This is a genomic window from Actinoplanes sp. NPDC000266 (assembly GCF_042899005.1).
Classification (GTDB): domain Bacteria; phylum Actinomycetota; class Actinomycetes; order Mycobacteriales; family Micromonosporaceae; genus Actinoplanes.
In genome coordinates, this window is the sequence record NZ_JBIAZI010000001.1 from 1,283,199 (window position 1) to 1,306,246 (window position 23,048).

At 69.7% G+C, this 23,048-nt stretch carries 26 protein-coding genes and 1 pseudogene; 7 read left to right on the plus strand and 20 right to left on the minus strand.

All coding sequences use genetic code 11. From position 1 onward, the window contains the following. Positions 1–62 precede the first annotated feature (62 nt). The 4 genes from efeB to ACFY36_RS05245 form a co-directional block, all read right to left on the minus strand. On the minus strand, positions 63–1,304 hold the full coding sequence (gene efeB, locus ACFY36_RS05230; protein WP_499744622.1) for an iron uptake transporter deferrochelatase/peroxidase subunit: 1,242 nt from the start codon (positions 1,302–1,304) through the stop codon (positions 63–65). Between the two features lie 2 nt (positions 1,305–1,306). After that, entirely contained in the window at positions 1,307–2,437 is a 1,131-nt protein-coding gene (efeO, locus tag ACFY36_RS05235) for an iron uptake system protein EfeO (protein ID WP_499744623.1), read from the minus strand. Between the two features lie 8 nt (positions 2,438–2,445). Then, entirely contained in the window at positions 2,446–3,276 is an 831-nt protein-coding gene (efeU, locus tag ACFY36_RS05240; protein ID WP_499744624.1) for an iron uptake transporter permease EfeU, read from the minus strand. A 95-nt stretch (positions 3,277–3,371) separates the two neighbouring features. Then, positions 3,372–3,767, minus strand: coding sequence for a BlaI/MecI/CopY family transcriptional regulator (locus ACFY36_RS05245; RefSeq protein WP_499744625.1), 396 nt, complete (start codon positions 3,765–3,767; stop codon positions 3,372–3,374). A gap of 57 nt (positions 3,768–3,824) precedes the next feature. On the opposite strand from ACFY36_RS05245, the gene ACFY36_RS05250 reads away from it, so the two are divergent. Beyond that, positions 3,825–4,337 carry a hypothetical protein gene (locus tag ACFY36_RS05250; protein WP_499744626.1) on the plus strand — a complete coding sequence of 171 codons (513 nt, stop codon included), beginning with the start codon at positions 3,825–3,827 and terminating at the stop codon, positions 4,335–4,337. Here ACFY36_RS05250 and ACFY36_RS05255 read toward each other — a convergent pair. Genes ACFY36_RS05255 through ACFY36_RS05275 form a run of 5 tightly spaced genes read right to left on the minus strand, consistent with a single transcriptional unit; the run spans position 4,334 to position 9,909 of the window. After that, entirely contained in the window at positions 4,334–5,236 is a 903-nt protein-coding gene (locus tag ACFY36_RS05255; RefSeq protein ID WP_499744627.1) for a DUF5996 family protein, read from the minus strand. The genes ACFY36_RS05250 and ACFY36_RS05255 overlap by 4 nt on opposite strands. 52 nt (positions 5,237–5,288) lie before the next feature. Then, positions 5,289–5,846: a dihydrofolate reductase family protein gene (locus ACFY36_RS05260; RefSeq protein ID WP_499744628.1), complete on the minus strand. Its 558-nt coding sequence runs from the start codon at positions 5,844–5,846 to the stop codon at positions 5,289–5,291. 11 nt (positions 5,847–5,857) lie between these two features. After that, the gene (locus ACFY36_RS05265; protein ID WP_499744629.1) at positions 5,858–6,712 is read right to left on the minus strand and encodes an MBL fold metallo-hydrolase; all 855 of its coding nucleotides are present in this window, start codon (positions 6,710–6,712) and stop codon (positions 5,858–5,860) included. 24 nt (positions 6,713–6,736) lie between these two features. Further along, the gene (locus tag ACFY36_RS05270) at positions 6,737–7,903 is read right to left on the minus strand and encodes an ROK family protein (RefSeq protein ID WP_499744630.1); all 1,167 of its coding nucleotides are present in this window, start codon (positions 7,901–7,903) and stop codon (positions 6,737–6,739) included. Between the two features lie 47 nt (positions 7,904–7,950). Beyond that, positions 7,951–9,909, minus strand: a complete 1,959-nt coding sequence (locus ACFY36_RS05275) for a DUF4832 domain-containing protein (RefSeq protein WP_499744631.1) — start codon at positions 9,907–9,909, stop codon at positions 7,951–7,953. 105 nt (positions 9,910–10,014) lie between these two features. Between ACFY36_RS05275 and ACFY36_RS05280 the strand changes: the two genes are divergently transcribed. The 5 genes from ACFY36_RS05280 (at position 10,015) to ACFY36_RS05300 (ending at position 15,573) form a co-directional block, all read left to right on the plus strand. Next, entirely contained in the window at positions 10,015–10,938 is a 924-nt protein-coding gene (locus tag ACFY36_RS05280; protein ID WP_499744632.1) for a carbohydrate ABC transporter permease, read from the plus strand. Between the two features lies 1 nt (position 10,939). Continuing rightward, positions 10,940–11,803 carry a carbohydrate ABC transporter permease gene (locus ACFY36_RS05285; protein WP_499744633.1) on the plus strand — a complete coding sequence of 288 codons (864 nt, stop codon included), beginning with the start codon at positions 10,940–10,942 and terminating at the stop codon, positions 11,801–11,803. Between the two features lie 11 nt (positions 11,804–11,814). Further along, positions 11,815–13,134 (plus strand): ABC transporter substrate-binding protein, encoded by a 1,320-nt coding sequence (locus ACFY36_RS05290; protein ID WP_499744634.1) that lies wholly within the window; start codon positions 11,815–11,817, stop codon positions 13,132–13,134. 8 nt (positions 13,135–13,142) lie between these two features. Continuing rightward, positions 13,143–14,603, plus strand: a complete 1,461-nt coding sequence (locus ACFY36_RS05295; protein ID WP_499744635.1) for a glycoside hydrolase family 36 protein — start codon at positions 13,143–13,145, stop codon at positions 14,601–14,603. A 121-nt stretch (positions 14,604–14,724) separates the two neighbouring features. Further along, a complete protein-coding gene (locus ACFY36_RS05300) occupies positions 14,725–15,573 on the plus strand; it encodes a S1C family serine protease (protein WP_499744636.1) in 849 nt (282 codons plus the stop codon). A gap of 2 nt (positions 15,574–15,575) precedes the next feature. Here the strand turns inward: ACFY36_RS05300 and ACFY36_RS05305 are convergent, their stop codons facing one another. Both ACFY36_RS05305 and ACFY36_RS05310 read right to left on the minus strand, forming a co-directional pair. Continuing rightward, the gene (locus ACFY36_RS05305; protein WP_499744637.1) at positions 15,576–16,046 is read right to left on the minus strand and encodes an alpha/beta fold hydrolase; all 471 of its coding nucleotides are present in this window, start codon (positions 16,044–16,046) and stop codon (positions 15,576–15,578) included. Positions 16,047–16,184: 138 nt separating this feature from the next. Further along, positions 16,185–16,952 (minus strand): annotated as a pseudogene (locus ACFY36_RS05310) (integrase core domain-containing protein). Between the two features lie 146 nt (positions 16,953–17,098). Here ACFY36_RS05310 and ACFY36_RS05315 point away from each other — a divergent pair. Beyond that, positions 17,099–17,386, plus strand: coding sequence for a hypothetical protein (locus ACFY36_RS05315; RefSeq protein WP_499744638.1), 288 nt, complete (start codon positions 17,099–17,101; stop codon positions 17,384–17,386). Here the strand turns inward: ACFY36_RS05315 and ACFY36_RS05320 are convergent. The 9 genes from ACFY36_RS05320 to ACFY36_RS05360 form a co-directional block, all read right to left on the minus strand. After that, complete coding sequence (locus ACFY36_RS05320; RefSeq protein WP_499744639.1) at positions 17,367–17,792, minus strand: hypothetical protein; 426 nt, start codon at positions 17,790–17,792, stop codon at positions 17,367–17,369. The genes ACFY36_RS05315 and ACFY36_RS05320 overlap by 20 nt on opposite strands. A 29-nt stretch (positions 17,793–17,821) precedes the next feature. After that, the gene (locus tag ACFY36_RS05325; RefSeq protein WP_499744640.1) at positions 17,822–18,010 is read right to left on the minus strand and encodes a hypothetical protein; all 189 of its coding nucleotides are present in this window, start codon (positions 18,008–18,010) and stop codon (positions 17,822–17,824) included. Continuing rightward, positions 18,010–18,231, minus strand: a complete 222-nt coding sequence (locus ACFY36_RS05330) for a hypothetical protein (RefSeq protein ID WP_499744641.1) — start codon at positions 18,229–18,231, stop codon at positions 18,010–18,012. The genes ACFY36_RS05325 and ACFY36_RS05330 overlap by 1 nt, the downstream gene beginning before the upstream one ends. A gap of 83 nt (positions 18,232–18,314) precedes the next feature. Continuing rightward, positions 18,315–19,256, minus strand: coding sequence for a GTP-binding protein (locus tag ACFY36_RS05335; RefSeq protein WP_499744642.1), 942 nt, complete (start codon positions 19,254–19,256; stop codon positions 18,315–18,317). After that, positions 19,256–20,383: a GTP-binding protein gene (locus ACFY36_RS05340; protein WP_499744643.1), complete on the minus strand. Its 1,128-nt coding sequence runs from the start codon at positions 20,381–20,383 to the stop codon at positions 19,256–19,258. Before ACFY36_RS05340 ends, ACFY36_RS05335 begins: the two co-directional genes overlap by 1 nt. Beyond that, positions 20,380–20,559 (minus strand): 50S ribosomal protein L32, encoded by a 180-nt coding sequence (gene rpmF / locus ACFY36_RS05345; protein ID WP_499744644.1) that lies wholly within the window; start codon positions 20,557–20,559, stop codon positions 20,380–20,382. Before rpmF ends, ACFY36_RS05340 begins: the two co-directional genes overlap by 4 nt. A gap of 46 nt (positions 20,560–20,605) precedes the next feature. Beyond that, complete coding sequence (locus ACFY36_RS05350; RefSeq protein ID WP_499744645.1) at positions 20,606–21,454, minus strand: anchored repeat-type ABC transporter permease subunit; 849 nt, start codon at positions 21,452–21,454, stop codon at positions 20,606–20,608. A 1-nt stretch (position 21,455) separates the two neighbouring features. Continuing rightward, on the minus strand, positions 21,456–22,175 hold the full coding sequence (locus ACFY36_RS05355; RefSeq protein WP_499744646.1) for an anchored repeat-type ABC transporter ATP-binding subunit: 720 nt from the start codon (positions 22,173–22,175) through the stop codon (positions 21,456–21,458). Continuing rightward, a complete protein-coding gene (locus ACFY36_RS05360) occupies positions 22,172–23,041 on the minus strand; it encodes a choice-of-anchor M domain-containing protein (protein WP_499744647.1) in 870 nt (289 codons plus the stop codon). Before ACFY36_RS05360 ends, ACFY36_RS05355 begins: the two co-directional genes overlap by 4 nt. Positions 23,042–23,048 lie beyond the last annotated feature (7 nt).

Sequence of the window (23,048 nt, forward strand, 5' to 3'; positions counted from 1 at the left end):
CAATGGCGTCCGGTCAGGACGCCATCATGGGTGACCAGGTTTGACATTCGTTTGACACGGGTTCAGGCGAACAGGGCGCGGCCCCAGAAGTCGTCCGGGCCGGACAGGCCCGGCGGGCAGGCGAAGACGCCGCTGGAGACGTGGCGGACGTATTCGTTCATCTCGTCGTTGGCGGCCAAGCTGCGCTGGACGGGGATGAAGGCTTTGGCCGGGTCCCGCTGGTAGGCGATGAAGAACAGGCCGGCGTTCAGGCGGCCCAGGCCGTCCGAGCCGTCGACGAAGTTGTAACCCCGGCGCAGCATCCGGGCGCCGCGGTTGGTGTCGGGGTGGGCCAGGCGTACGTGGGAGGTCGTGGCCAGCAGGGGCTGACCGTCGGCGCCGACCGCGGTGAAGTCGGGCTCGTCGAACTCGGCGTCCGCTCCCAGCGGGGCGCCGCTTCCCTTGTAGCGGCCGATGATGCCTTCCTGTTCGGTCAGGGAGGAGCGGTCCCACGTCTCGATCAGCATGCGGATCTTGCGGGTGACCAGGTAGGAGCCGCCGGTCATCCATTCCGGGCCGTCGCCCGGCTGGACCCACAGGTGCTCGCGCAGCAGGCCGGGCTGTTCGGCCTTCAGGTTGCGGGTGCCGTCCTTGAAGCCGAACAGGTTGCGCGGTGTCGCCTGCCCGGTGGCGGTCGATGACGTACGGCCGAAGCCCAGCTGGGACCAGCGCACGCTGACCGTTCCCATGCCGATGCGGGCCAGGTTGCGCACGGCATGCACGGCCACCTGCGGATCGTTGGCGCAGGCCTGGATCGCGATGTCGCCGCCCGAGATGGCCGCGTCGATCGTGTCGCCGGTGAAGCGGGGGAGGGGCTCGAGGGGAACCGGTCGCCGGGCGGCCAGGCCGAACCGCTGGAACAGCGACGGCCCGAAACCGATGGTGATGGTCAGCGACGACGGCGGCAGGCCCAGCGCTTCGCCGGTGTCATCCGGCGGCGCCTCGGGCTCACCGTCGACCGCGCCGATCTCACCGGCGTCGCGGCCCGCGGTCATGCGGGCCGCGGCGGCTGTCCAATCGCGCAGCATCCGGACCAATTTGTCCCGGTCCGAGGTGATGACGTCGAACGCCACGAAATGCAGCCGGTCCTGGGCGGCCGTCACGATGCCGGCCTGGTGCTCGCCCGCGAAGGGCACGACATCCGAGACCGGCGCCGCGGAGGAGTCGCGGTTGAGGGCGGCGCCGCCGGCGACACCGGCCGCGCCCAGACCCACGCCGGCGCCGGCGAGCGCGATGGCTCGCCGGCGCGACATCTTCCACGGCATGATCACGCCTTCTTCGCGACGACCGCGGCCACCTTGCTGATCGGCTCGGCCAGCGCGTTGATCGCGTCCGACAGGGTCTTCAGGTCGGCCTGGGTGAGCTGGTCGTGCAGCTTCCAGCCGTCGCCGTCGCGGTACTTCGACAGCGCGGCGTCGACGTTGGCGAACTCGGAGTCGAGCGTCTTGACCAGGGCCGGGTCGCGCTCCTCGAGCACCGGGCGCAGCGAGGCGATGGCCGCCTTGGATCCTTCGACGTTGGCGTTGAAGTCCCACAGGTCGGTGTGCGAGTAGCGGTCCTCCTCGCCGGTGATCTTGCCGGAGGCGACCTCGTCGAGCAGGCCCTTGGCGCCGTTGGCGAGCTGGAGCGGGGACAGCTTCTCGGCGTTGGCCTTCTGCACGATCTCCTTGACGTCGGTCAGCAGCTGGTCGGCGATCGGGCCGTCCTTGCTGATGTCCGGCTTCGCCGCCCACAGGTCCTTCTCGATGCGGTGGAAGCCGCCGAACTTCATGCCCTCCTCGGTGACCTCCTCGCGACCGTCGATGCGCGGGTCGAGGTCGCCGAAGATCTCGGCCACCGGCTCGATCCGCTCCCAGTAGGTGCGGGCGATCGGGAACAGCGCCTTGGCCTCGTCGACCTTGCCCGCCTTGACCGCGGTCACGAACTCGGTCGTCTTGGTCTCCAGGGCGGCGGTCTGGCTCTTGACGTACCGCGAGTAGCTGGCGGTGGCCTCGGCCAGCTTGGCGTCCTCGGTGAGGGCGGGGGCCGAACCCGACACGGTCAGGGCTCCCCGGATGCCTTTGCCGATCATTCCAGGCTTACAAGCGGTCTCGTACGTCCCCGCGGGCAGCTCCACGTGCAGGTTGCGCGACAGTCCGGGCGCGATGTTCTCGACCTCGGCCATCACCCGGTCGCCGGGCGCGTAGACGTAGAACTCGGTGACCTTGTTGCCGCCGTTGGTGATGGCGAAGACGCTGGTGCCGGCGTCCACCGTGGTCCTGGCAACCTCGCACCCGGTGTCGCTGGCCTTGACCGCGATGGGCCCGCCGGCCGCCTCGTCCGCGCCGGAGTCACCGGAGCCGCAGGCGGCCACGGTGCAGACCGTCGCGACGGCCAGCAGAAGGGGGGTTTTGCGCACGATATCTCCTAGGACTGCGCCGGGGCGGGAACGGCGGCCGTTTTCGGCCGCAGGAAGAGGAAGAGAACGGGTACGGCGTAGACGGCCCAGGCCACGACCTCGAGCACGGTCGCGGTCGGCGTCACGTTGAACATGCCGGTGAGCAGCGCGGTGTACCACGCGTTGGGGTCGAGGGCGCCGCTGATGTCGTACGCCAGATTGGTGAGTCCCGGAACGACGCCGGCCTCCTGAAGATCGTGGATGCCGTATTTCAGGATTCCGGCCGCGACCAGGATCAGCAGGGTTCCGGTGACGGTGAAGAAGACCGTCAGGTTGATCCGCACCGCCGTGGCGTACATGACGTAGCCGAGCAGGACCGCCGTGGCGATGCCGCCGAGGAGCGCGTAGAGCGGGCCGCCGTTGATGCTGGCGCCCTGCACCGCCGAGTAGAAGATGAGCGAGGTCTCGAGGCCCTCACGGACCACGGCCAGGAACGCCATCACGGCCACCGCGAACGAGCCGACGGCGAGGGCGTCGCTCAGCTTGCCGCGCAGCTCGCCGGCGATGGACCGGGCGGCCCGGCGCATCCAGAAGATCATCCAGGTGACGAAGGCGACGGCCAGGATCGAGGTGATCGCCTCGAACAGCTCGCGGTGCTCGTATTTCTGCAGGAGCGTGGTCGAGGTGTAGCTGAGCAGCCATCCGAATCCGACGGAGAGCACGACGGCCAGGCCGACACCGGCCCAGACCTGCGGCAGCCGGTCCTTGCGGTCGGCCTTGACCAGGAACGCGATGACGATGCTGACCACCAATGTGGCCTCGAGCCCCTCGCGCAGGCCGATGAGGTAGGTGGCGAGCATGTACGGGGTCCCCTCACTAAGGCGTGCCTAACCTAGCTACTACAGACTGTAGATTAGGGAAGGCTGGCCTTAGTGTCCAGGGGCGGTCCGGGTGATCAGTCCTCGTCGGCGCCGTCGAGCAACTGCCGCAGCAGATCCTCGTCGCCGGGCTTCAGTTCCCCGACGAAGCGGCGCAGGACGGTGGCGCGGTCGGCGCCGGCGTCGAGCAGCGAGCCCATCTTGCGGGCGGTCACCGAGGCCTCGTCGGTGAGCGGCGCGTAGCGGAACGACCGGCCGTCCTTGTAGCGCGCGAGCAGGCCTTTCTCGTACATCCGGGTCAGCACGGTGACGACGGTGCTGTACGAGAGGCGGTCGGTCAGCCGGCCGAGAACGTCGCGCGGCGTCAGCGACTGGGTCGCGTTGACCAGGACCCGGAGGATCTCCGATTCCAGCGCGCCGGCCTGGCGGCGCCCGGGCGCCTCTTCATCGTCGGCGTGCACGTTGCGCAGCATACCGAGATCGTCTGTGCCTGCTAACTTCTACAGCGTGTAGAAGAGAGGCGGTCACCGATGACGGCGACGCTGGGAAACATCCTCCTGGTGTTTCTGGCCGACCGGCCGGGAACCGCGCACGAGCTGCAACAACGCCACGCGCAGACCTTCGGGCGGGAACGCTCGGTCGACATCGCCCGGGTGCTGGCCGCGCTGCGCCGGCAGGAACGGCTCGGCAGCGTCGGCACCGAGGCCCCGCCCCAGCCGCGGCGCCCGGTGGTCTGCTATCTGACCGACGCCGGCTACGCGCGCCAGCGGGCCTGGATGCTCGGCGTGCCGGCCGACGTCACCGGCGAGGACGTGATGACCCGTGTTCTGCTGGCCACGGCGGCGGCCGACCGGGAAACCTTCGACGCCGTGATCGAGTCGTGCCTGACCGCGCTCAAGTCCCAGCGCTCCCGCGCCCGCCGGCATGCCGTGCTGGAGGCGGGCAGCGCCCTCGCCGAGTACGAGGACGCCGTCGCCGCCTCCCTGCTGGCGTGGCTGCGGCGCCTGGCCGGCCGTCCCCGCCGGCGCGACGCCGCCGCTTAGGAACGCTCCAGGGTCGCGCGGTCCCACTTGGCCAGCTCGGCCGCCGCCTCGTAGGCCGAGCGCAGGAAGTCGGTCAGGGCCGCGTCGGGATCGGGGGCCGAGGCGACGGCCTCGTACGGCAGCAGGAACTCCCGGATCGTGGTGTCGTAGTGAGCGGCCTCCGGGCGTACCGGGAAATCGTTGTAGCCCTGAGGTTCCGGGTAGGCGTACGCGTAGAAAGCTCCCTCCTCGCCGCCGCCCGGCCAGAAGCCGAAGCTGGCGAGCTCGTGGGAGTAGGCCTCGTGCATGACCGACGGCGGGCAGTTCGGCGCGCCGCCCGGATGCCGCGGGGCGAGACGGCCCGAGAACCGGGTGTACGCCAGGTCCATCGACCCCCAGAAGAAGTGCACCGGGCTCGTCTTGCCCAGGAACTCCCACCGGAAGCGGCTGAACACCCGCTCGACCTGCAGAAGCTGCCGCCAGAAGAGCCGGGCGGCGTCACCGTCGTACGACCTGTGGGTCTCGTCCTCGGCGAACGGGATGGCCGGGTCGACCTCGTTCGGCACGGGGTGGATGACCGTCTCGACGCCCAGCTCGGCCAGGGCGAGCATCGTCTCGCGGTAGAACTGGGCGACCGTCTTGGGTTCGAGCGTCACCGTGCGCGACCGGCCGTCGCTCATGCTCACCCGCAGCACCTGCCCGAGGAAGTCGAACTCGATCTCGAACGACCCGTCCCCGTACGGCACGGCGGAGGTGGTCAGCCCGCGCGCGCTCGGATAGAGCGTCACGTGCCACCAGTGGTTGACCGCCGGCGCGTGCGCCATGCGGACCTTTCCCACGATCTGCGCCCACATCTGCAACGTGTCGCGGGTGTCCACCCAGTCGGTCACCCTCAGCCGCGGCCACTCACTGTTTCCCATCGTCCGAGCCTGCCACAGCTGACCTGCGACAACCCGGCGCCGGAACTGTGATTCAGCGCGCGCGGCGGTAGTGCATGGCCACCGCGCCGTTCCCGAGCGGGTCCGCTGAGATCAGCTCGAGCCGGCGCGTGGCGGGCAGCCCGGCCTGGTACAGCGTCGGGCCGTGGCCGGCGATCCGGGGATGGACGAGCAGCCGGTACTCGTCGATCAGGTCCAGCCGGTCGAGCTCGGTCGCGAGCGTGCCGCTGCCGAGGAGCACCCCGGCCGGGGTCGCGTCCTTGAGCTTGCGCACGCCCTCGCTCAGATCGCCGGCGATGTGGTGACTGTTGGCCCACGGGAAGTCGGTGCGCGTCGACGACACGACGTATTTGGGCTTGGCCTCCAGCTTGGCCGCCCACGCGCGCTCGGCCGGCACCGCCTCGACGTCACCGCGAGCGACGGCCGGCCAGTGGCCCTCCATCATCTCGTAGGTGACGCGGCCCCACAGCATGGCGCCGCTCTCGTCCATGAGACGGGTGAAGAGGGCATGCGTCTCATCGTCGGCGATCCCCTCCTGGTGGTCGACGCAACCATCCAGGGTGACATTGAGGCTGAAGGTGAGAAGTCCCATGGCCGGCGAGCCTAACGCCCCCACGGCAACCGGCGCAGCGTCTTGGCGAGGCGGCCCCGGAGCAGCAGGCGCCGGACGTCCCACGGGCGGGGCTCGTTGAGGATGACGAAGTCGTCGAAGCGGTGGAAGCCGCGACGGCCCTGGACGCTGTGGGCGGCGTCGCGGGCGGCGCGCAGCTGGGCGACCGTCATCTGGGGGTCTCGCTCGTCGGGCTGATAGGTGGCGCCGATGGCGTAGTCGCGGCGGGGGCGGCGGCGCATCTCGACGTGGCAGCCCAGCACGTGGGTGACCGGGTGGCTCTCGGCGAACTCGACCAGAAGGTCCAGTGTGGAGACGAAGGCCGCGTGGTCGAAGACGTACAGCCGGCCGGGCAGCACCGTGTCGCCGGTGAGCAGGAAGCCGGTGTGCGGGTCGAAGACCGTGATGGCGGCCGCGTGGTGGCCGGGGGAGTGGAGGATGGTGAGCGGGCGGCCGCCGAGGTCGAAGTCGCCGGTCCCGAAGAAGTCGCGGACGGTCTCGGCATCGTGGCCGACGACGACCGTAGAAGGGCGGTCGCTGAACTGCGCGTCGCCCGCGACGTGGTCGCCGTGCGGGTGGGAATGGGCCACCACGAGGCCGTATCCCGGCTCCGGGTGGCGCTCGGCGATCAGCCGGTCGACGGTCTCGCGCAGCGGCGAGTCGGCGGTGGCCCCGGTGTCGAGCAGCAGGGCCCGCTCGGCGCCGAAGAGCAGGTAGAGGAACGGCGCCTCGTACGTGACCGTCTTGCTCTGCCGCAGGATGACCGTGTCGTCGCCGTACGCGTGGACCTGCAGGGGTGGTTCGCCGGTCGCACCGTGATTCCAGGCGACTTCGAGGGTCCCGTTCACGCGGGTCACTGTACGGCGGATCGGTCAGCGGCGGGGGGCCACCGGCTCGCCCAGGCCGAGGGTGAACAGGCGCTGGTCGACCTCGTTCAGGGCCAGCCGCAGCGCGCCCAGGGCGACGCCGTCGGCGCCCAGCGTGGAGGCGCGGACCTCGGGGACGCGCAGGCAGAGCTTGGCCAGCTCGCGCGACAGCGGCTCGACGACGAGGTCGGCCGAGCGGGAGAAGCCGCCGCCGAAGACGACCACCTGGGGGTCGAGGGCCAGGACCAGGGCCGCGGTGCCGACCGCGAGGTCCTTGACGTATCTGTTCACGGCCGTGCGCGCGTCGCGGTTGCCCTCGCGGGCCGCGGTGAAGACCCAGGCCGCGGCGTCGTCGGGGCTGACGCTGGACGGGACGCCGGGGCAGTTCTGCAGGTGGGCCGGGGCGGCGAGCCAGCGTACGGCCTTGAGCGCCCCGATCTCACCCGCGGCGCCGCCGAAGCCGCGCCGCAGCACGCCGTCGATGATGAGGCCGGCGCCGGTGCGCATGCCGCCCTGGAGGAAGACGATGTCGTTGGCGTCCGAGGCGGCGCCCTGCCAGCGCTCGGCCACCGCGGCCAGCTTGCAGTCGTTCTCGACGACGACCGGGCAGGTGAACCGGTCGCTGAGGTGGGCGTGCAGGTCGACGGTCTGCCAGCCGGGCAGCGGGGTGAACAGCGTCGTGCGGCCGGTGGCGTCGACCGGGCCGGTGACGCCGATCGTGACGGCCCAGATGTCCCCGGGAGTCTTGCCGGACTCGCGCAGGCAGGAGGCGATGAGCTTGTCGAGGGTCTTGAGGCGCGTCGCGGGATCGGCCGAGGCGTCGACCGAGACCCGGGCCGTGTGCACGACCGTGCCGTCGAGGTCGGCCAGCAGGGCCAGGATCTTGTGGCCGCCGACGTCGACGCCGAGCACATAGCCGGCGGTGGCGTTGAACCGGTAGCGCCGGGCCGGGCGCCCGACCGTGCTGCTGGCGCCCGGCTCGACGACGGTCGCCCACCCGGTGGAGACCAGGCCCTGGGCGATGACGTCGACGGCCGGGCGCGACAGGCCGGTGAGGCCGGCCAGCTCGGTGACGGTGGCCGGGGGTTGATCGCGCATGGCCCGGACCACCGTCAGCGAGTTGAGCTCCCGCAGCCGCGACAGGTCGGCTCCGCTGATGACCTGGTCTGTCACGGTCTGCCCTCGCTAGATATCGCTACGGAATTTACAAATCCAGCAGTCTACTGGAACCCGATGCTATCGATGGTGATGGTGCTGTTCCCGCCGTGCCAGAAGCTCATCGACAACTGCCCGGGACTCGTCCGGTTGATCCCGTTGGCCACGAGGGGGATCACGATGTCCTGATAGCCGGTGGTGATCACCGGATGGCTGCTGAACTCGCCGAGCTTCCTGGTCACGCCGCCCAGCGTGAGCTGGATGTCGTTCTGCTCTCCGCCGTGCAGGCCTTTGACCCGCACAACCAGATTGGTGTACGGGGTGAGGTCCGTGAACACGTCGCTTCCGAACCATCCGTTGTTGTTGTACTGCAACGCGAGCGCACCGCCCGACGACACGCCCCCGCCGTTCACGAACGAGTTCGCGCCGGTCCACTTCCCGAGGTCGTTGACGCCGTTCCACGAGCTGAAGTCGTCCACCGTCAGGCCCGGGGCCGGAGTCGAGCCGCCGACGTTGATACCGCCGAGACCCAGCCAGCCGTCCGGGTTCTGGGTGGCGTTGCCGAAGCGGAGCTTCCTGGCGGCCGGGCTGACCGCTTCCAGGGGGTTCTTCACCTTCATCACCAGCTGGTACGACCCGTTGGCGACCCCGCCGAGCGGCACGTCGGCTTGGAAGTACTGCGGATAACCGAAGTCCCGATATCCGGTGCCCGCGTTCCAGTCGGGGAAGTTGCGGATCTTCAGCGGCATGACCTTGCGCAGATCCCACGGGGTGTCCCACGTCTTGACCACGCCACCGCTGGAGTTCTTGAGCCCGAGCGTGACCGTCCACGGGTAGTAGAACGGCGCCACCCCGTTGTTGACCAGCGTGACCCCGACCGTGGCGGTGCCCGAGACCGTGTTCGGATAGTAGGCGTGGGTGGCCGTCAGGTCGTACCCCATGAGCCGGACCGCCGCCGCGACGTTCGGGTCCGACGGGCTGTAGTTCTGGCTGCCCTGATTGATCTTCCAGGTCGTGTGTTCGAGCTCGATGCAGGCCTTCATGTCGTCGACCTGCCCGGAGCCGCCCGGCCAGTTGGCGAACGCGGTGCCCTGGATCTCCGGGCGGACCTCGCCGCCCATCGACGACGTGATCCACTTGTTCTCCACGCCCATGTTCAGCGCGCGCTGAAGCTGCGAGTACGAGGCGCCGCCCAATGATTGCGGCAGCGTGACCCCGGCCAGGGGTGATCCCTCGCGGTAGCAGAACGAGTCGTCGTGATAGCCGATGTCGCGGGTGCTGGCGGCGCCGCCGGCCGAGTCCGGATAGCGGATCTCCAGCTTCGTCCTGCTGAACGCGTTGTCGAAGGCGGCCACGATCTGGGCGCCGTGTGCGTCGGTGGGCATGTAGTTCGGATAGCCGTCGGCCGTGTCGGTGTCGTACGGCCAGGTGTGCCATTCGCCCCAGAGCCCGACGAGCCCCAGGTTGACGAAGCCGATGCGCGGGTCACCGTCGTAGCGGGCGCCGAGCGCGGCGATGAAGTTCGCGACCGCGTTCAGCAGGTACGGGCTGTCGTAGTCGGGCGAAACGGTGCCCCAGAAGGCGTTCGACCGGTAGGCGACGTGCCCGTCGAAGCAGCTCGGGATGGCGTTGGCGGGGTGGCTGCCGGTGCCGCCCGGGTACTCCATGTAGAAGCGGATCGCGGCCTGGTTGCCGTACGAGGCGATCTCGTTCAGCGCGGTGTCCACGATGGACCAGTCGTACGTGCCGCAGGCGGAGCTTCTCATGACCTCGGACAGGCCGAAGTAGCTCCACGTCAGCGAGCGGGGATAGCCGGTGTTCTGGTTCTCGCCCGGCGTGTAGAAGCGGGCGAATCCCTTGAGCGGGTTGTCGATCGGGCTCGGGGCGGCGGTCAGGGGATGGCCGGTCAGGCCGGGAGCCGGCGCGGACGGGGGAGCGGGCCGGCCGGGCGGGGCGGCGACGGCTGCCGTAGGGGCGATCAGGACCGCGCAGACGGTGGCGGCGGCGAGGGCGAGTAGGCGCATGGGGTCTCCGTATTACGAGGAGGTATTGACAAAGTTTCCATGAGCTTCATCATTATTAGCGGCCGAGCGCCTCGCCGCGCAAGAAGCAAACATCGGAGATTCTCGATGACCGTTCACACCGTTGCCGTGCCCGTCACGGCCGCCGTGCCGGCCACGAGGAAGAGGAGGGACGACCGCCGGGCCGCCTGGCTCTTCCTGCTGCCGGTCCTCGTGGGCTTCGCCCTGTTCTACCTTTATCCGACGGTGCGCGGCGTCTGGTATTCGCTCACCGACTACAGCCTGCTCGGCCGTCCGTCGTTCGTCGGCGCCGGCAACTACACCCAGCTCGCGTCCGACCGGGCGTTCTGGGACTCGCTGAAGGTCACGGCGTACTACGTCGTGCTCAACATCGGCTCCCAGACCGTGCTCGCCCTGCTGCTGGCCGCGCTCATGCACCGGCTCACCCGCTCGACCGTCCTGCGGGCCACGCTGCTGCTGCCCTGGCTGGTGCCGAACGTGACCGTCGGCCTGCTCTGGATGTGGCTGCTCGACGCCAATCTCGGCTTCGTCAACCACCTGCTCACCGCGGTCGGCCTGGACAGCCAGGGCTTCCTGGCCTCACCCACGCAGGCGCTGCCGTCCATCTCGCTGATCAACACCTGGGCCTACACCGGCTACACGGCGCTCCTGCTCTACGCCGGGATGCTGCAGATCCCCCAGCACCTGTACGAGAGTGCGGCTCTCGACGGCGCCGGCGAGCTCCGGATGTTCCGCCGGATCACCCTGCCGCTGCTCCGGCCCGTACTGGCGCTGGTCCTGGTCGTGTCTTTGATCGGCTCTTTCCAGATCTTCGACACCGTCGCGGTGACCACCGACGGCGATCCGGCCGGGGCCACCCGCGTCATCTACCTGTTCATCTACCAGCAGGCGTTCAAGTACTTCCACATGGGATACGCCTCGGCCGCGGCGATGGTGCTCGTCGTGATCCTGGGCCTGCTCACCGCCGTACAGCTGCGGCTTCTCCGCGCCTCCCGATCGGACCTGATGTGAGATGTCGCGAAAACTCGCCTGGCTCGTCCTGATCGTCTTCGTCGCCCTGACGATCCTGCCGTTCTACTGGATGGTCCGCACGGCCATCACGCCCGCGGCCGACCTCTACACCGACAACGCGTCGCTGCTGCCCGACCACCCCACGATGATCAATTTCTGGCGGATCCTCGGCCTCGTCGACGAGCGGACCGCCCGCGAGGCCGGCGGCACCGGCGCCCGGATCGACTTCCTGCGCTACACCCTCAACTCCGGCATCTACACGGCGCTCATCGCCACCGTGCAGACCTTCTGCTGCGCGATGGCCGGGTACGCCTTCGCCCGCCTCCGCTTCCCCGGCCGCGACCTTGTTTTCGGCATCCTCATCGCGGCCCTCATGGTGCCGCCGATCTTCACCCTGCTGCCCAACTTCACGCTCGTGAAGAACCTCGGCATCATCGACACCTTCGCCGGGATGGTCGCGCCGTCGCTGCTCATGACCCCGTTCGCCGTGTTCTTCCTCCGGCAGTTCTTCCTCTCCGTGCCGCGCGAGGTCGAGGAGGCGGCGACCATCGACGGCGCCGGCCGCTGGGGCGTCTTCTGGCGCGTGGTCATGCCGATGAGCCGCGGGCCGCTCATCACGATCGCGCTCACCACCTCGGTGTGGGCGTGGAAGGACTACCTGTGGCCGCTGCTGGTCGGCCGCGGGGAGGAGACCCGGGTGCTGACCGTGGCGCTCGGCGTCTTCCTCCAGCAGTCACCGAACACCCAGCCGGACTGGACCGGGCTCATGGCCGCCTCCACGTTGTCCGTGCTGCCCGTCCTCGCCCTGCTCGTCTTCCTGGGCAAGCGACTCGTCCAGTCGCTCAACTTCACCGGTATCAAGTGAAAGGTGCTCCGATGAAACGCCTTTTCGCCGCCGTCGCGGCCATAACCCTGTCCCTGACCGGCTGCTCCTCCGGCTCCTCGTCCTCCAGCGACAAGGTCAACCTCAGTTACTGGCTGTGGGACGACAAGCAGCAGCCCGCCTATCAGAAGTGCGCCGACGCCTTCACCCAGGCCAACCCGAACATCACCGTGACCTTCACGCAGACCGCGTGGGACCAGTACTGGCAGAACCTCACCACCCAGCTCGCGAGCGGCAGCGCCCCCGACGTCTGGACCGACCACGCCTCGTACTATCCGCAGTTCGTCACCAGCAACCAGATCCTCGACATCCAGCCGTACGTCGACAAGGACAAGGTCGACCTGTCGCAGTACCAGGCCGGGCTGGCCGATCTGTTCGTCAAGGACGGCAAGCGCTACGGCCTGCCGAAGGACTGGGACACGATGGCCCTGGTCTACAACAAGGCGCTCGTGAAGGACACGGCCGGCCTCGACCAGCTCACCTGGAACCCCACCGACGGCGGCACCTTCGAGAAGGCCATCGCGGCGGCCACGGTGGACTCGGCCGGAAAGCGCGGCACCGACCCGGGCTTCGACAAGACCAAGGTCAAGGTGTACGGCTTTCTGCCCGAGTGGGCCGACGGCGGCCAGGGCCAGAACGGCTGGGGCGACCTGGCCGTGGCCAACGGCTTCACGTTCCTCGACAAGAACCCGTGGGGCACGCACTACAACTACGACGACCCCAAGCTGGCCGAGACGATCGACTGGTTCAAGCACCTCATCGACGCCGGATACGCGCCCGGCTTCGACAAGCAGTCCAAGCTGAGCCGTGACGCGATCATGGAGTCGGGCACGGGCGCCTTCACCGTGGCCGGCTCCTGGATGGCCGGCACCTACCTCGCCGGCAGCGCCAAGCAGAAGTACGCCTTCGCGCCGCTCCCGGCCGGGCCGGCCGGCCGCAAGACCGCCATCAACGGCCTGTCCGACGCCATCTATGCCGGCACCAAGCACCCCGACCAGGCCTGGCAGTGGGTCAAGTTCCTGGGCTCGGCCGAGTGCCAGAACATCGTGGGGGAGAGCGGCGCCGTGTTCCCGGCCGTCAAGTCGGGTACGGAGAAGGCACTGGCCGCGCACAAGGCGGCCGGTCGCGACGTCAGCGTCTTCACCGAGGAGGCGGCCGCGCCCGGCGGCACGTTCTTCCTGCCGATCACCGACCACGGCAACGAGATCAGCCAGATCGTGCAGGACGCCATCCAGTCGATCGTCCTGGGACAGGCGCCGTCGTCCTCGGAGGCCCTGAAGAAGGCCAACGACCAGGTCAACAACCTCTTCTAGGGAGAAACATGGCTCAGCTCGTGCAGCTCGGCGGACGTACCTTCGCCCTCGCCGGTTCGAGTGACGAGACACCGAGGTCCGTTCCCGGCGGGGTCCTGCTGCCCCCGGGTCGCGTCGCGATCCTGCACGGGCTCGGCGACGCGTCGTTCTACCGCCACGGCCAGAACTCGTGGAGCCCCACCGGCTGGCGGCCGCTCAGCTCGCCGCCGCTGCGGATCCCCTCGGCCACGCGGATGGTGACCGCCGACGATCCGGCCTTCGACGATCCGGCCCGTCACCACGGATCCGCGGTCGCCGCGTTGCAAGGTTCCGACGGCCGGACGCTGCTTCTGGGCGCGCTCGGCCTGGAGACCCCGCGGTTGACGGCCGACCAGGACACTCTGGCCGGGTGGTACGCCGGGTCCGGCGACGATTGGTTCCTGGCGTACGGCGACGAGGCCACCGTCTTCACGGCATACACCGATCAGCTGGCGGCTCGCTACGGTGGCGCCCGGCGCCGGGCCGGCAACGTCTGGTGCAGCTGGTACGCGTACTACGAGAACATCACCGAGACCCGGCTGACCAAGGACCTGGCCGACCTGGCCGGCCTCCCGTACGACGTCGTGCAGATCGACGACGGCTGGGAGGTGGCCGTGGGCGACTGGCGCCCCAACGCCAAGTTCCCGAGCGGCATGAAGGCCCTGGCCGACCGGATCACGGACGCCGGCTTCACCCCCGGTCTGTGGCTGGCGCCGTTCATCTCCCCGCCCGACTCCCCGTTCCTCCTGCGGGGGCCCGACGGACGACCGGTCATCGCCGGTTACAACTGGGGCGGCCCCTACTACGCGCTCGACATGGCCCGCTCCGACGCTCGAGATCACGTGGCCGCACTGATCAACACGGTCGTCCACGAGTGGGGCTTCCGCTACCTGAAGATCGACTTCATAAACGCGGCCGCCGCCGGCGGCCCCGGCCGCGAGCACGTCTATCGGGAGGCCCTGGAACTGATCCGCTCGGTGGCGGGCGACGACGTCTACCTGCTCGGCTCGGGCGCCCTGTTCCTGCCGTCGCTGGGCCTGCTGGACGGCCTGCGAAGCGGCCCCGACGTGGCACCCATGTGGGACAACTACGCCTCGGCCGACCCGTCCGACGCCACCGCCCGCAACGCGGTGGTCAACAGCATCCACCGGTTGTGGTGGTCCCCGCTGGTCGAGGTCGACCCGGACGTCGTCTACTTCCGCGGCAAGCTCAACCTGCTCACGCCGCAGCAGACCCAGTGGCTGCGCGACCTGGCCGACATCTGCGGTTTCCGGGCCGTCTCCGACCCGCCGAGCTGGCTGACCACCGACGAGCTGTCCACCCTGCGCGACTACCTGTCGGCGCGCCCCGCCATCCGGCAACTGTCCCGCTACCGCTACCTGATAGACGGCCGCGAAACGGACTTCACCGCCGCGGTGGCCGGCGGCGGACAGGCGTACCCCATCTCCTGAAGTTTCCTTCGCTCCGCTTTCGGTCCCGTTCGCTGAAATAGGGGGCAAGGGCGGGCGCTCGGTGACACCCCCAACCCCGGACGCCCGCCCGCTCCAGCCGCCCGACGATCGGAGCCGCACCATGACCCCCGAAGGCCTGGGCCCCACACCTCGCGGCCCCCACTTCAACTCCCCTTCAGTGCCCGCCGGACCGGCCGCGATCCTTCCGCCGGCCGCTGTCTCGCCCTCCGGGCCTGGCGTGGCCCGGCGCTGGCCTTTGGCGGTCGCCGGTGGCCTCGCGGTTCTGGCCTTGGCCGCGGGTGCGGGCGGCGCCGCCGGCTACGTGGCCGGGCGGGACGACACGACGGCACCAACGGCGGCGGCCCCCGCGACCGGAGCCGTTCCGGCCGACCTCGTGGCGGCCGCGGCCAGGGCCCTGCCCGGCGTGGTCTCGGTCCAGGTGGGGAACGGTTCGGGCTCCGGCTTCGCCTTCGACGACCAGGGCCACATAGTCACGAACAACCACGTGGTAGCCGCCGGCGGCCCGGTCAGCGTCGTCAACGCGGCCGGCCGCCGCCTGTCCGCCACGGTGATCGGCACCGACCCCGGCAACGACATCGCCGTTCTCCAGGTGGACCCGTCAGCCGACCTGCCCCCGCTGTCCCTGGCCGCTCCGGCCCCGCGCGTAGGCGAGCCCGTCCTGGCCGTGGGCTCCCCACTGGGCCTGTCCGGCACGGTGACCGCGGGCATCGTCAGCGCCGTGAACCGCCCGGTCCGCCTCGGCGGCGAAACCGGCCGAACCGCCATCCAGACCGACGCCTCCATCAACCCCGGCAATTCAGGCGGCCCTTTGATCAACGCCAGGGGCGAGGTCATCGGCGTCAACACCGCCATAGCCACCCTCGAGGGCGGCGGCAACATAGGGATCGGCTTCGCCGTCCCCATCGACCGGGCCCGCCAGGTGGCCACCGACCTGATCAGCCGAGGCTGACCTCAGCGACGGCAGCGTGGGGCGAGGTGCGACAGCGCCCTGTTCCAGGCGGGCACGAGCAGGTCGTGGGTGCCGTCCGGCCACATCTCGAGCCGTGCCTGCGGAAGCCGTCGCTGCCACCAGGTGCCGTGGCGGGAACCGGTGAGCGGGTCTCGGGCACCGAAGAGCAACAGCGTCTTCGCGGTGATGCCACCCACGTCGAACGGCAGATCGTCGCCCGCGGGCTTCGGCGTCGAGACGAGGACGACGCGGTCGACCAGCCCGGCGTTTGCCGCCGCGAACGCCAGGGCGTCCCCACCACCAGCGGACCACCCCACCACGGCGACCGGCCCCGTGGGCGCCGGCGCGCTGTCGGCGCCGTCCCCGGCAAGCAGCGTGACGCCGCGGGCCCAGGTCAGCTCCGGATCGGGGTCCGCATCGGAGCCGAACAGCACAACCGTGCGGCCGGCGACCCCCTCGACCAGCACTCGCATCGCCGAACCTTAGCAACGCCCAGCCGCACCCGCCGCCCCGTCCAGCGTCCCTCACCGCCCGTCCACTTCACCCCCCCGCGCCGTCCACCTCACCTGCCGCGCCGTCCCCTCTCACGCGGGGGCCAGTGCATCCGAGCGCTAGCTGTAGCGACCAGGACTGTTGTTGACGTGGTTGATGGGTGGCTGGCCTCCGAGCGTGGTGTGGGCTCGGTGGTAGTTGTAGGTGTGCAGCCAGCTGGGTAGGGCGTCGGCGCGGTCTTGGCCGTTGGTGAAGGGCCTTGAGTAGATCTGTTCGTCGGCCATGGTGCGGTTGAAGTGTTCGGCTTTGCCGTTGGTCTGGGGGCGGTAGCGGCGGGTGAAGCGGGTTTGGGCGCCGAGGTCGGTCAGGGCTTGGTGCCGGGCGCGGCCGCGGCGGTGGGCCAGCGTGTTGTCGGTCATCACGCGTTCGATCGCCGGGATGCCCAAGCCGGCGAAGTGTTCGGCGGCGCGGCGCAGGAAACCGGCGCAGGTGCCGGTTTACTCGTCGGGGTGGATTTCGGCGTAGGCCGGCCGGGTGTGGTCGTCGATGGCGGGGTGCACGTATTCGTAGCCGATCCGGGTGCCGGCGCGAGCGCGGCGGCGTTCGAGGCTGTCGCGGCCGTGCATGCGCCAGCCGCCACCGTCGCGCAGCCGGCCGATCTTCTTGACGTCGACGTGGATCAGTTCGTCGGGCCGGTCGCGTTCGTAGCGTCGGATGAGCTGGCCGGTGGGCCGGTCGATCAGTCCGGCGTCGCCTTCGGCGCGTCAGCGGGCCTGCCATTTGTGGCCTGTTGCCCGGGATACGCCGGGGTCTTTGACCACGTGCGCGACTGGGCGCCGGTCGGTGGTGACACGCTGGATGAGCAGGCGTCGGCCGTGCAGGGTCAGCCGGGCATTACGGTGGGCCGTGAAGACCTCCGGTCTAGGTGAAGCGTCGCAACTTCCACCTCGCCGGAGGTTTTCTCATTGATCAAGCCGCCACGCCGTGTCGACAACCCTCGTGGTCACCACAGCTAGCGCCTAGAATGGCGAGGGTGCCTGTCATCGATCTTGATTCACCGGCTTCGGCCGGCGCCGAGCGGGCCGTCCGGCGGAAGCCGCGGGCGCTGGGCGTGGCGGTTGCGGGGCTTCTCGTCCTCTTCGGGCTCTCCGGGGAAGTCAACCGGGGTACGGGTTTCCTCGACGAAGCGATCTGCGACTATCTGAACCGCTTGCCGTCGGCGGAGATCTCCGTGTCGGCGGTCGTGATCGACGCCCGGTCGGGTGAGGCACAGCAGACCACGACCATCGAAGGGCCGTGTGTCACCAGGACGGGCGGGTAGTTCGCGGGGTGCCGCTCAAGCTCAGGATCGCGTAGCCGAACGCCACGCAGACCGACTGGACCACCAGGACGAAGACCGTGTAGACGAGCGTGGCCTGCCAGTTCGAGGGCTGGTAGTGGATGTCCGACAGGACGATGGGGTCGCTGAAAGCGCGGTGCATGGCGCCGTACCAGATGCCGCCCAGCACGCTCGTTCCGATGTCGCCGGCGGTCAGCACGAACCAGAGCAGGCCCCACGGTATCGAGCGGAACGCCTGTTTCAGGACCGGCAGGAAGACCGCGAAACCGGTCAGGGCCAGCCCCACCACCGAGGCGACCACATAGCCCACGGCGTCGTTCGCTTTTATCGAGCCGGCGATCGACTGGATGGACAGCCACGCGTCGGTGACGCTCAGGACGAAGCCCACGGGAAGAATGGCCCAGGCCAATCCAGGTCTCACTGTTGCCGTCCGAGGAAGAGTGCGAAAACGATGACGATGGCGAGGAGTGCGGCCGCGAAACCGGCGATGATCGGCACCTTGTGGGCGGCCGCCGACCGAGGGGGTGGTGCCAGCGCTTCGAGGCGGGCGACCAGGTACTCGGCGCGCCGTACGGCCTCCTCGAGCCTTGAGACCAGAGGGTCCATCACTTGTCCCCATGCATGAAGATCAGGAAGAGCCCGACGGCGAAGCCGGCCAGCAGGACCATGATGTAGCCGTACTCGGGAAGGCCGAACGTCCTCCCCGAGCGGGCGTTGTCGATGTACCAGAACAGCAGTCCCGCCGCGGTGAATACGCCGAGGAAATAGCCGGCGATGTCGGCCAGCGTGTCGAGCGCGCCACCCCCGGCGGCGACAACTGCGTTCATGGCAAGGACGTTGACACAAGATCTGGAACGGAGGATTCGTCCTTTCGGGCTATTCGGGACAGGTCACCCGGTAACCGAAAGGTCTACCCTTTCCGGGTCGGCGGGCGCTGGAAGGGGTCGGGCAGGCGGCGCCAGGCCTCCTCGCCGTCGGCCAGTTCGTAGTCGGTGAGCAGGCAGCGGCTCAGGACACGGTGGATGTGGACCGGGTCGAGGTCGATGCCGATGAACGCCAGATGGTGGTGGCGGTCGCCGTAGTACGGGTCCCAGTCGATCTCGGCGGCCAGCCGGCGTTCGGTGTCGACGTCCGACCACTGATCGAGCGGCAGAGCGTCGAGCCAGCCGCTGACCGGGCCGAGGCTGAGCTCGCCGGCCGACTCCCACGTCATGGCCAGGTCGGGACGGGTGGCCAGCCAGAAGTGGCCCCGCGAGCGGAGCACGTTCTCGGTGACGTCGTCGAGGGCGTCGTGCAGCCGCCCCGGATGGAACGGCCGCCGGGCGTGGAAGACGCACGACACGACGCCGTGGTCGGGCACGGGCTCGTGGACGCCGACCGCGTGGCCGCGCAGCCCGCGGGTGACCGGCGACAGCGGTTCGGCGCGGCCCGCCGTGATCGGCACGCCGTGGCCCGCCCAGGGAGCGATCCGCCGCAGCAGCACACGGATCTGCTCGGTCTCCCATTCGTCGTCACCCTCGCGCCGGCCGGTGAGCAGCACCGAATCGGCCTGCTCGATCTGCCGGGCCACCAGGTCACCGATCGCGGATTCGCTGGTGAGGCCGTCCAGCACGAGATCGGCCGGAACCACGGTGGTCACGCTGGGTGCGTTCGCTCGCGGTTCCCAGGCCGTACGGACCTCGTCCGGCTCACAGTCCTCCGGAAGAACCACGACGGTGCCGTCGGGCGCGGCGAGAGCCTCGTCGAGCGAGGCGCAGCAGAGCAGCCTCCGGCTCGGCTCCGCCGTGAGCAGGGTGTGTGCGGCTTCGGCGGTGACGTGCGGCCAGAAGCCGCCGAGCATCGTGACGGCCATCAGTGCTGGTGAACCAGGTCGAGGTCCCAGGACGGGAACGGGTCGGGCAGCAGCCGCCAGGCGTCGGGCCCGGCCGCCAGCTCGCCGGGGGTCAGCAGGCATTGGCGCAGACGGTCGCCGAGCTCGCCGATCGGCAGGTCGACGCCGATGAACACCAGCTCCTGCCGCCGTTCGAGCTCGTCGCCGGGCGCGCCCATCGGATCGAGGCGGCCGTTCGGGCCGGCCTGCGACCACAGTGCCACCGTGTCCGGCCGTGTGGCGAGCCAGAGAAAACCTTTGGAGCGCAAGACGCCGTACGACTCGATCGCCGTCTCCAGAAGGTCCCAGAGCCGCTGCGGATGGAACGGCTCGGCGGCCCGGAACACGAGGCTGCCGATGCCGTACTCGATGGTCTCGGGAATGTGCCGTCCGTTGAGCTCGGCCACCCAGCCGGGCGCGGTCTCGGCCGCGGCCATGTCGAACCGGCCGGTGTGCAGCAGCTCCTTCGGCGCGACCCGGCCCATGACCGAGCGGATCTGCCGGGCCGACGGGTTGAGGCGGGTCACCAATGCCTCGACCCGCTGGAGCTCGGCCATGCTGACCAGGTCGGTCTTGTTGATGACGACCACATCGGCGAACTCCAGCTGGTCGACCAGCAGGTCGGCGATGGTGCGCTCGTCATCCTCGTACGCCGAAAGGCCCCGGTCCTCGAGGGTCTCGCCGCCGTTGACGCGGGCGATCAGGTGCGGAGCGTCGACGACGGTGACCATGGTGTCGAGGCTGGCCACATCGGCCAGCACCTGGTCGTCGTCACCGATCCCGAAGGCGAAGGTGGCCGCGACCGGCATGGGCTCGGAGATACCGCTCGACTCGATGAGCAGATAGTCGAAACGCCCCTGCCGGGCCAGGGCCGCGACCTCACCGAGCAGATCGTCGCGAAGCGTGCAGCAGATGCACCCGTTGGTCATCTCGACCAGCCGCTCCTCGGTCCGCACCAGCGCCGCGTCGATGTTCACCTCGCTCATGTCGTTGACGACGACGGCCACCCGCATCCCGTCCTGGTTGGCCAGCACGTGGTTGAGCAACGTCGTCTTGCCGGCCCCGAGAAACCCGGAGAGCACAGTGACCGGCAGCTTGCCCGCGCTCATCGGGGCTCGACCACCTGACGGCCGCGGTAGAGCCCGCAGTGAGCACAGGCCCGGTGCGGCACGACTTTCTCGCGGCGAGGACACGGGCAGTCGGCGAGCGCGGGCACGGCCGCTTTCCACTGAGCGCGCCGATGCCGGGTGTTGGAGCGCGACGTGCGCCGCTTGGGGACAGCCATGGAGTTCCTCCGCTATTTGAAAACGATTGTCATTATAGATTACGGGTCAGGCTCTCAGGCGGGCCACCACGCCGTGGCGCGGGGCGGCCAGCTGGGCGACGAGGAAGGCCGCGGTCAGAGTCAGCACGATCGTGCCGCCGACCGGGAAGTCCCATGACCACGAGACGTACAAGCCGATCGCGGCTCCGCCGGCGCCGATCGCCGGGGCCAGGACCATCATCACGGGGAGGCGGTCGGTGAGCAGGCGGGCCGTGGCGGCCGGGGTCACCAGCAAGGCCAGGACCAGGATGTTGCCGATCGTCTGCACGGCCATCACCACGGCCAGGGTGACCAGCACGTAGAGGACCAGGTCGAGCCAGAAGACCCGCAGGCCCAGCGCCCGGGCCATCTCGCGGTCCAGGGTCACGGCCACGAATTCCTTGTGGAGCAGGAAGACCGTGAGCAGTACGGCGATGGTGGTGCCCGTGACGACGTACAGATCCCGATCGGGAATGCCGGTGATGGAACCGAAAAGGAACTGCTGGAGCGAACCGGCGTAGCCGGGAGCCCGGGAGATGATGACGATGCCGAGGGCGAACGCGGCCACGAAGAAGATGCCGATGACCGAGTCCTCCTTCAGCCGCCGGTTCTGCGCGAAAACGGTGACCAGCAACGCCGTCACCACGCCGGCCACCGTGCCGCCGACGACGAGGCTGCCCGAGAACAGGAAGGCGATGGCCAGGCCCGGGAAGACCGCGTGGGCCACGGCGTCGCCGATGAAGGCCATGCCGCGCAGCACCACGTAGCAGCCGACGACCCCGCACATGACGGCGGCGAGGGTGGCGATGGTCAGCGCCTTGGGCAGGAACGCCAGGTCGGGGTTGGCCAGGTCGGCCAGGAACTGCAGTGGTGACACGTCATGCTCCGACGAGTTTGAGCAGATGGCTGCCGGGGCCGACGTCGAACGTCCGCATCCAGGTCTCGGGGTCGCGCAGTTCCTCGGCCGGGCCGTCGGCGATGACGGTGCGGTTGAGCAGGATCAGCCGGTCGCAGGTGTACGCCGCGGCGGCCAGGTCGTGGGTGGCCATGACCACGGCCCGGTCCCGGGCCAGGCCGGCGAAGAGCGCGGTCAGGGTCTCCTGCGACGGCATGTCGAGGCCGGTGAACGGCTCGTCCAGCAGGAGCACGGGCGGCGACAGCACCAGGGCACGGGCGACCAGGACCCGTTGGCGTTGCCCGCCGGAGAGTTCGCCGACCGGGCGCTTGCGCAATTCATGCAGTTGTACGCGGTCGAGCGCGTCCCAGACCGCCTGCCAGTGCCCGGCGCGCGGCCGGCGGAACAGGCCGATCCGCCCGACCAGCCCGCTGAGCACGGTGTCCTCGACCGAGGCCGGGAAGTCCCAGGTGAACTCGTGCCGCTGCGGCACGTACCCGGGGGCGGAACCGGCGATCGCGACCCGGCCCCGCCGCAGCGGGACCAGGCCCAGCGCGGCCCGGATCAGCGTGGTCTTGCCCGCGCCGTTGGGGCCGAGCAGGGCGACGAGCTCGCCCGCGCCGACCCGGAGATTGACGTCCCGCAGCACCGGGCGGCCACCGAGATCGGCGTCCACCTCGGTCATCTCCAGCGCCGCGCTCATTCGGCCGACCGCTCTTTCTCGGCCCGGCGGCGCACGCCCGACTGCCGGACGGCGACGACCGCGATGACGAGAACGGCGAGGGCGCCCGCACCCGCGAGGTAGGGCGTCAAGTTCGTACTGGCCTCGTCCGCGGCGGAAGCGGCGGAAGCGGAGCCGGACGGCAGAGGTTGGGTGAAAGCGGCCGTGCGGGCCCCGGCGGGATCGGTCGTGTCGCCCACGGCGAAGCGCAGGACCGTGGAGGAGGAGGCGGCCGAGCCGTCGGTGAGTTCGGCCGAGATGTCGAGGGCGAGCAGATAGACGCCCGGTCTGCCGAAGACCCAGTTGGCGTGGGTGTGCGTGTTCGTCTCGACCCAGATCGGTTGCGGGTACGGCTTGGCCGAGCTCCACAACACCTGCGGCGCACCGAGATTGCCGGATTGCAGGAACACGGTGACGTTCCCCGGCCCCTGAACGCCGCGCAGGCTCATGGTGACACCGCGGTCGATCGCCTTGAGGACTCCCGGATCCTGAGTGTTCCAGCCGATCCAGACCACCCCCGCCTTCTCGGTCTGCGGAACGACGTACACCTGAGCCCCGGGCTTCTCGCCGAGGAAGGCGTACGCCTCGTCGTCCGGCACCGCCTGCCGCGCGGTGTCGCGGACCCGGAGAACGGCCTCGGCCGGCTCGCGCCACACCGACGGCACCGTGTGGTCGTCGTGAATCTGAACCGTCCACCGGCTGTCCCGGCGAACAGGTCCTATGTCGACATGGCCGCTGTCCAACACCGCGTCACCGTGAGCCTGCGCCTGGTCGGCGGCGGGCGGCGGAACGCTCGGCGTGACGCCCAGGACGGCGGCGGCGGTGAGGCAGAGCAACGATTGCAGCAAGGCGGAT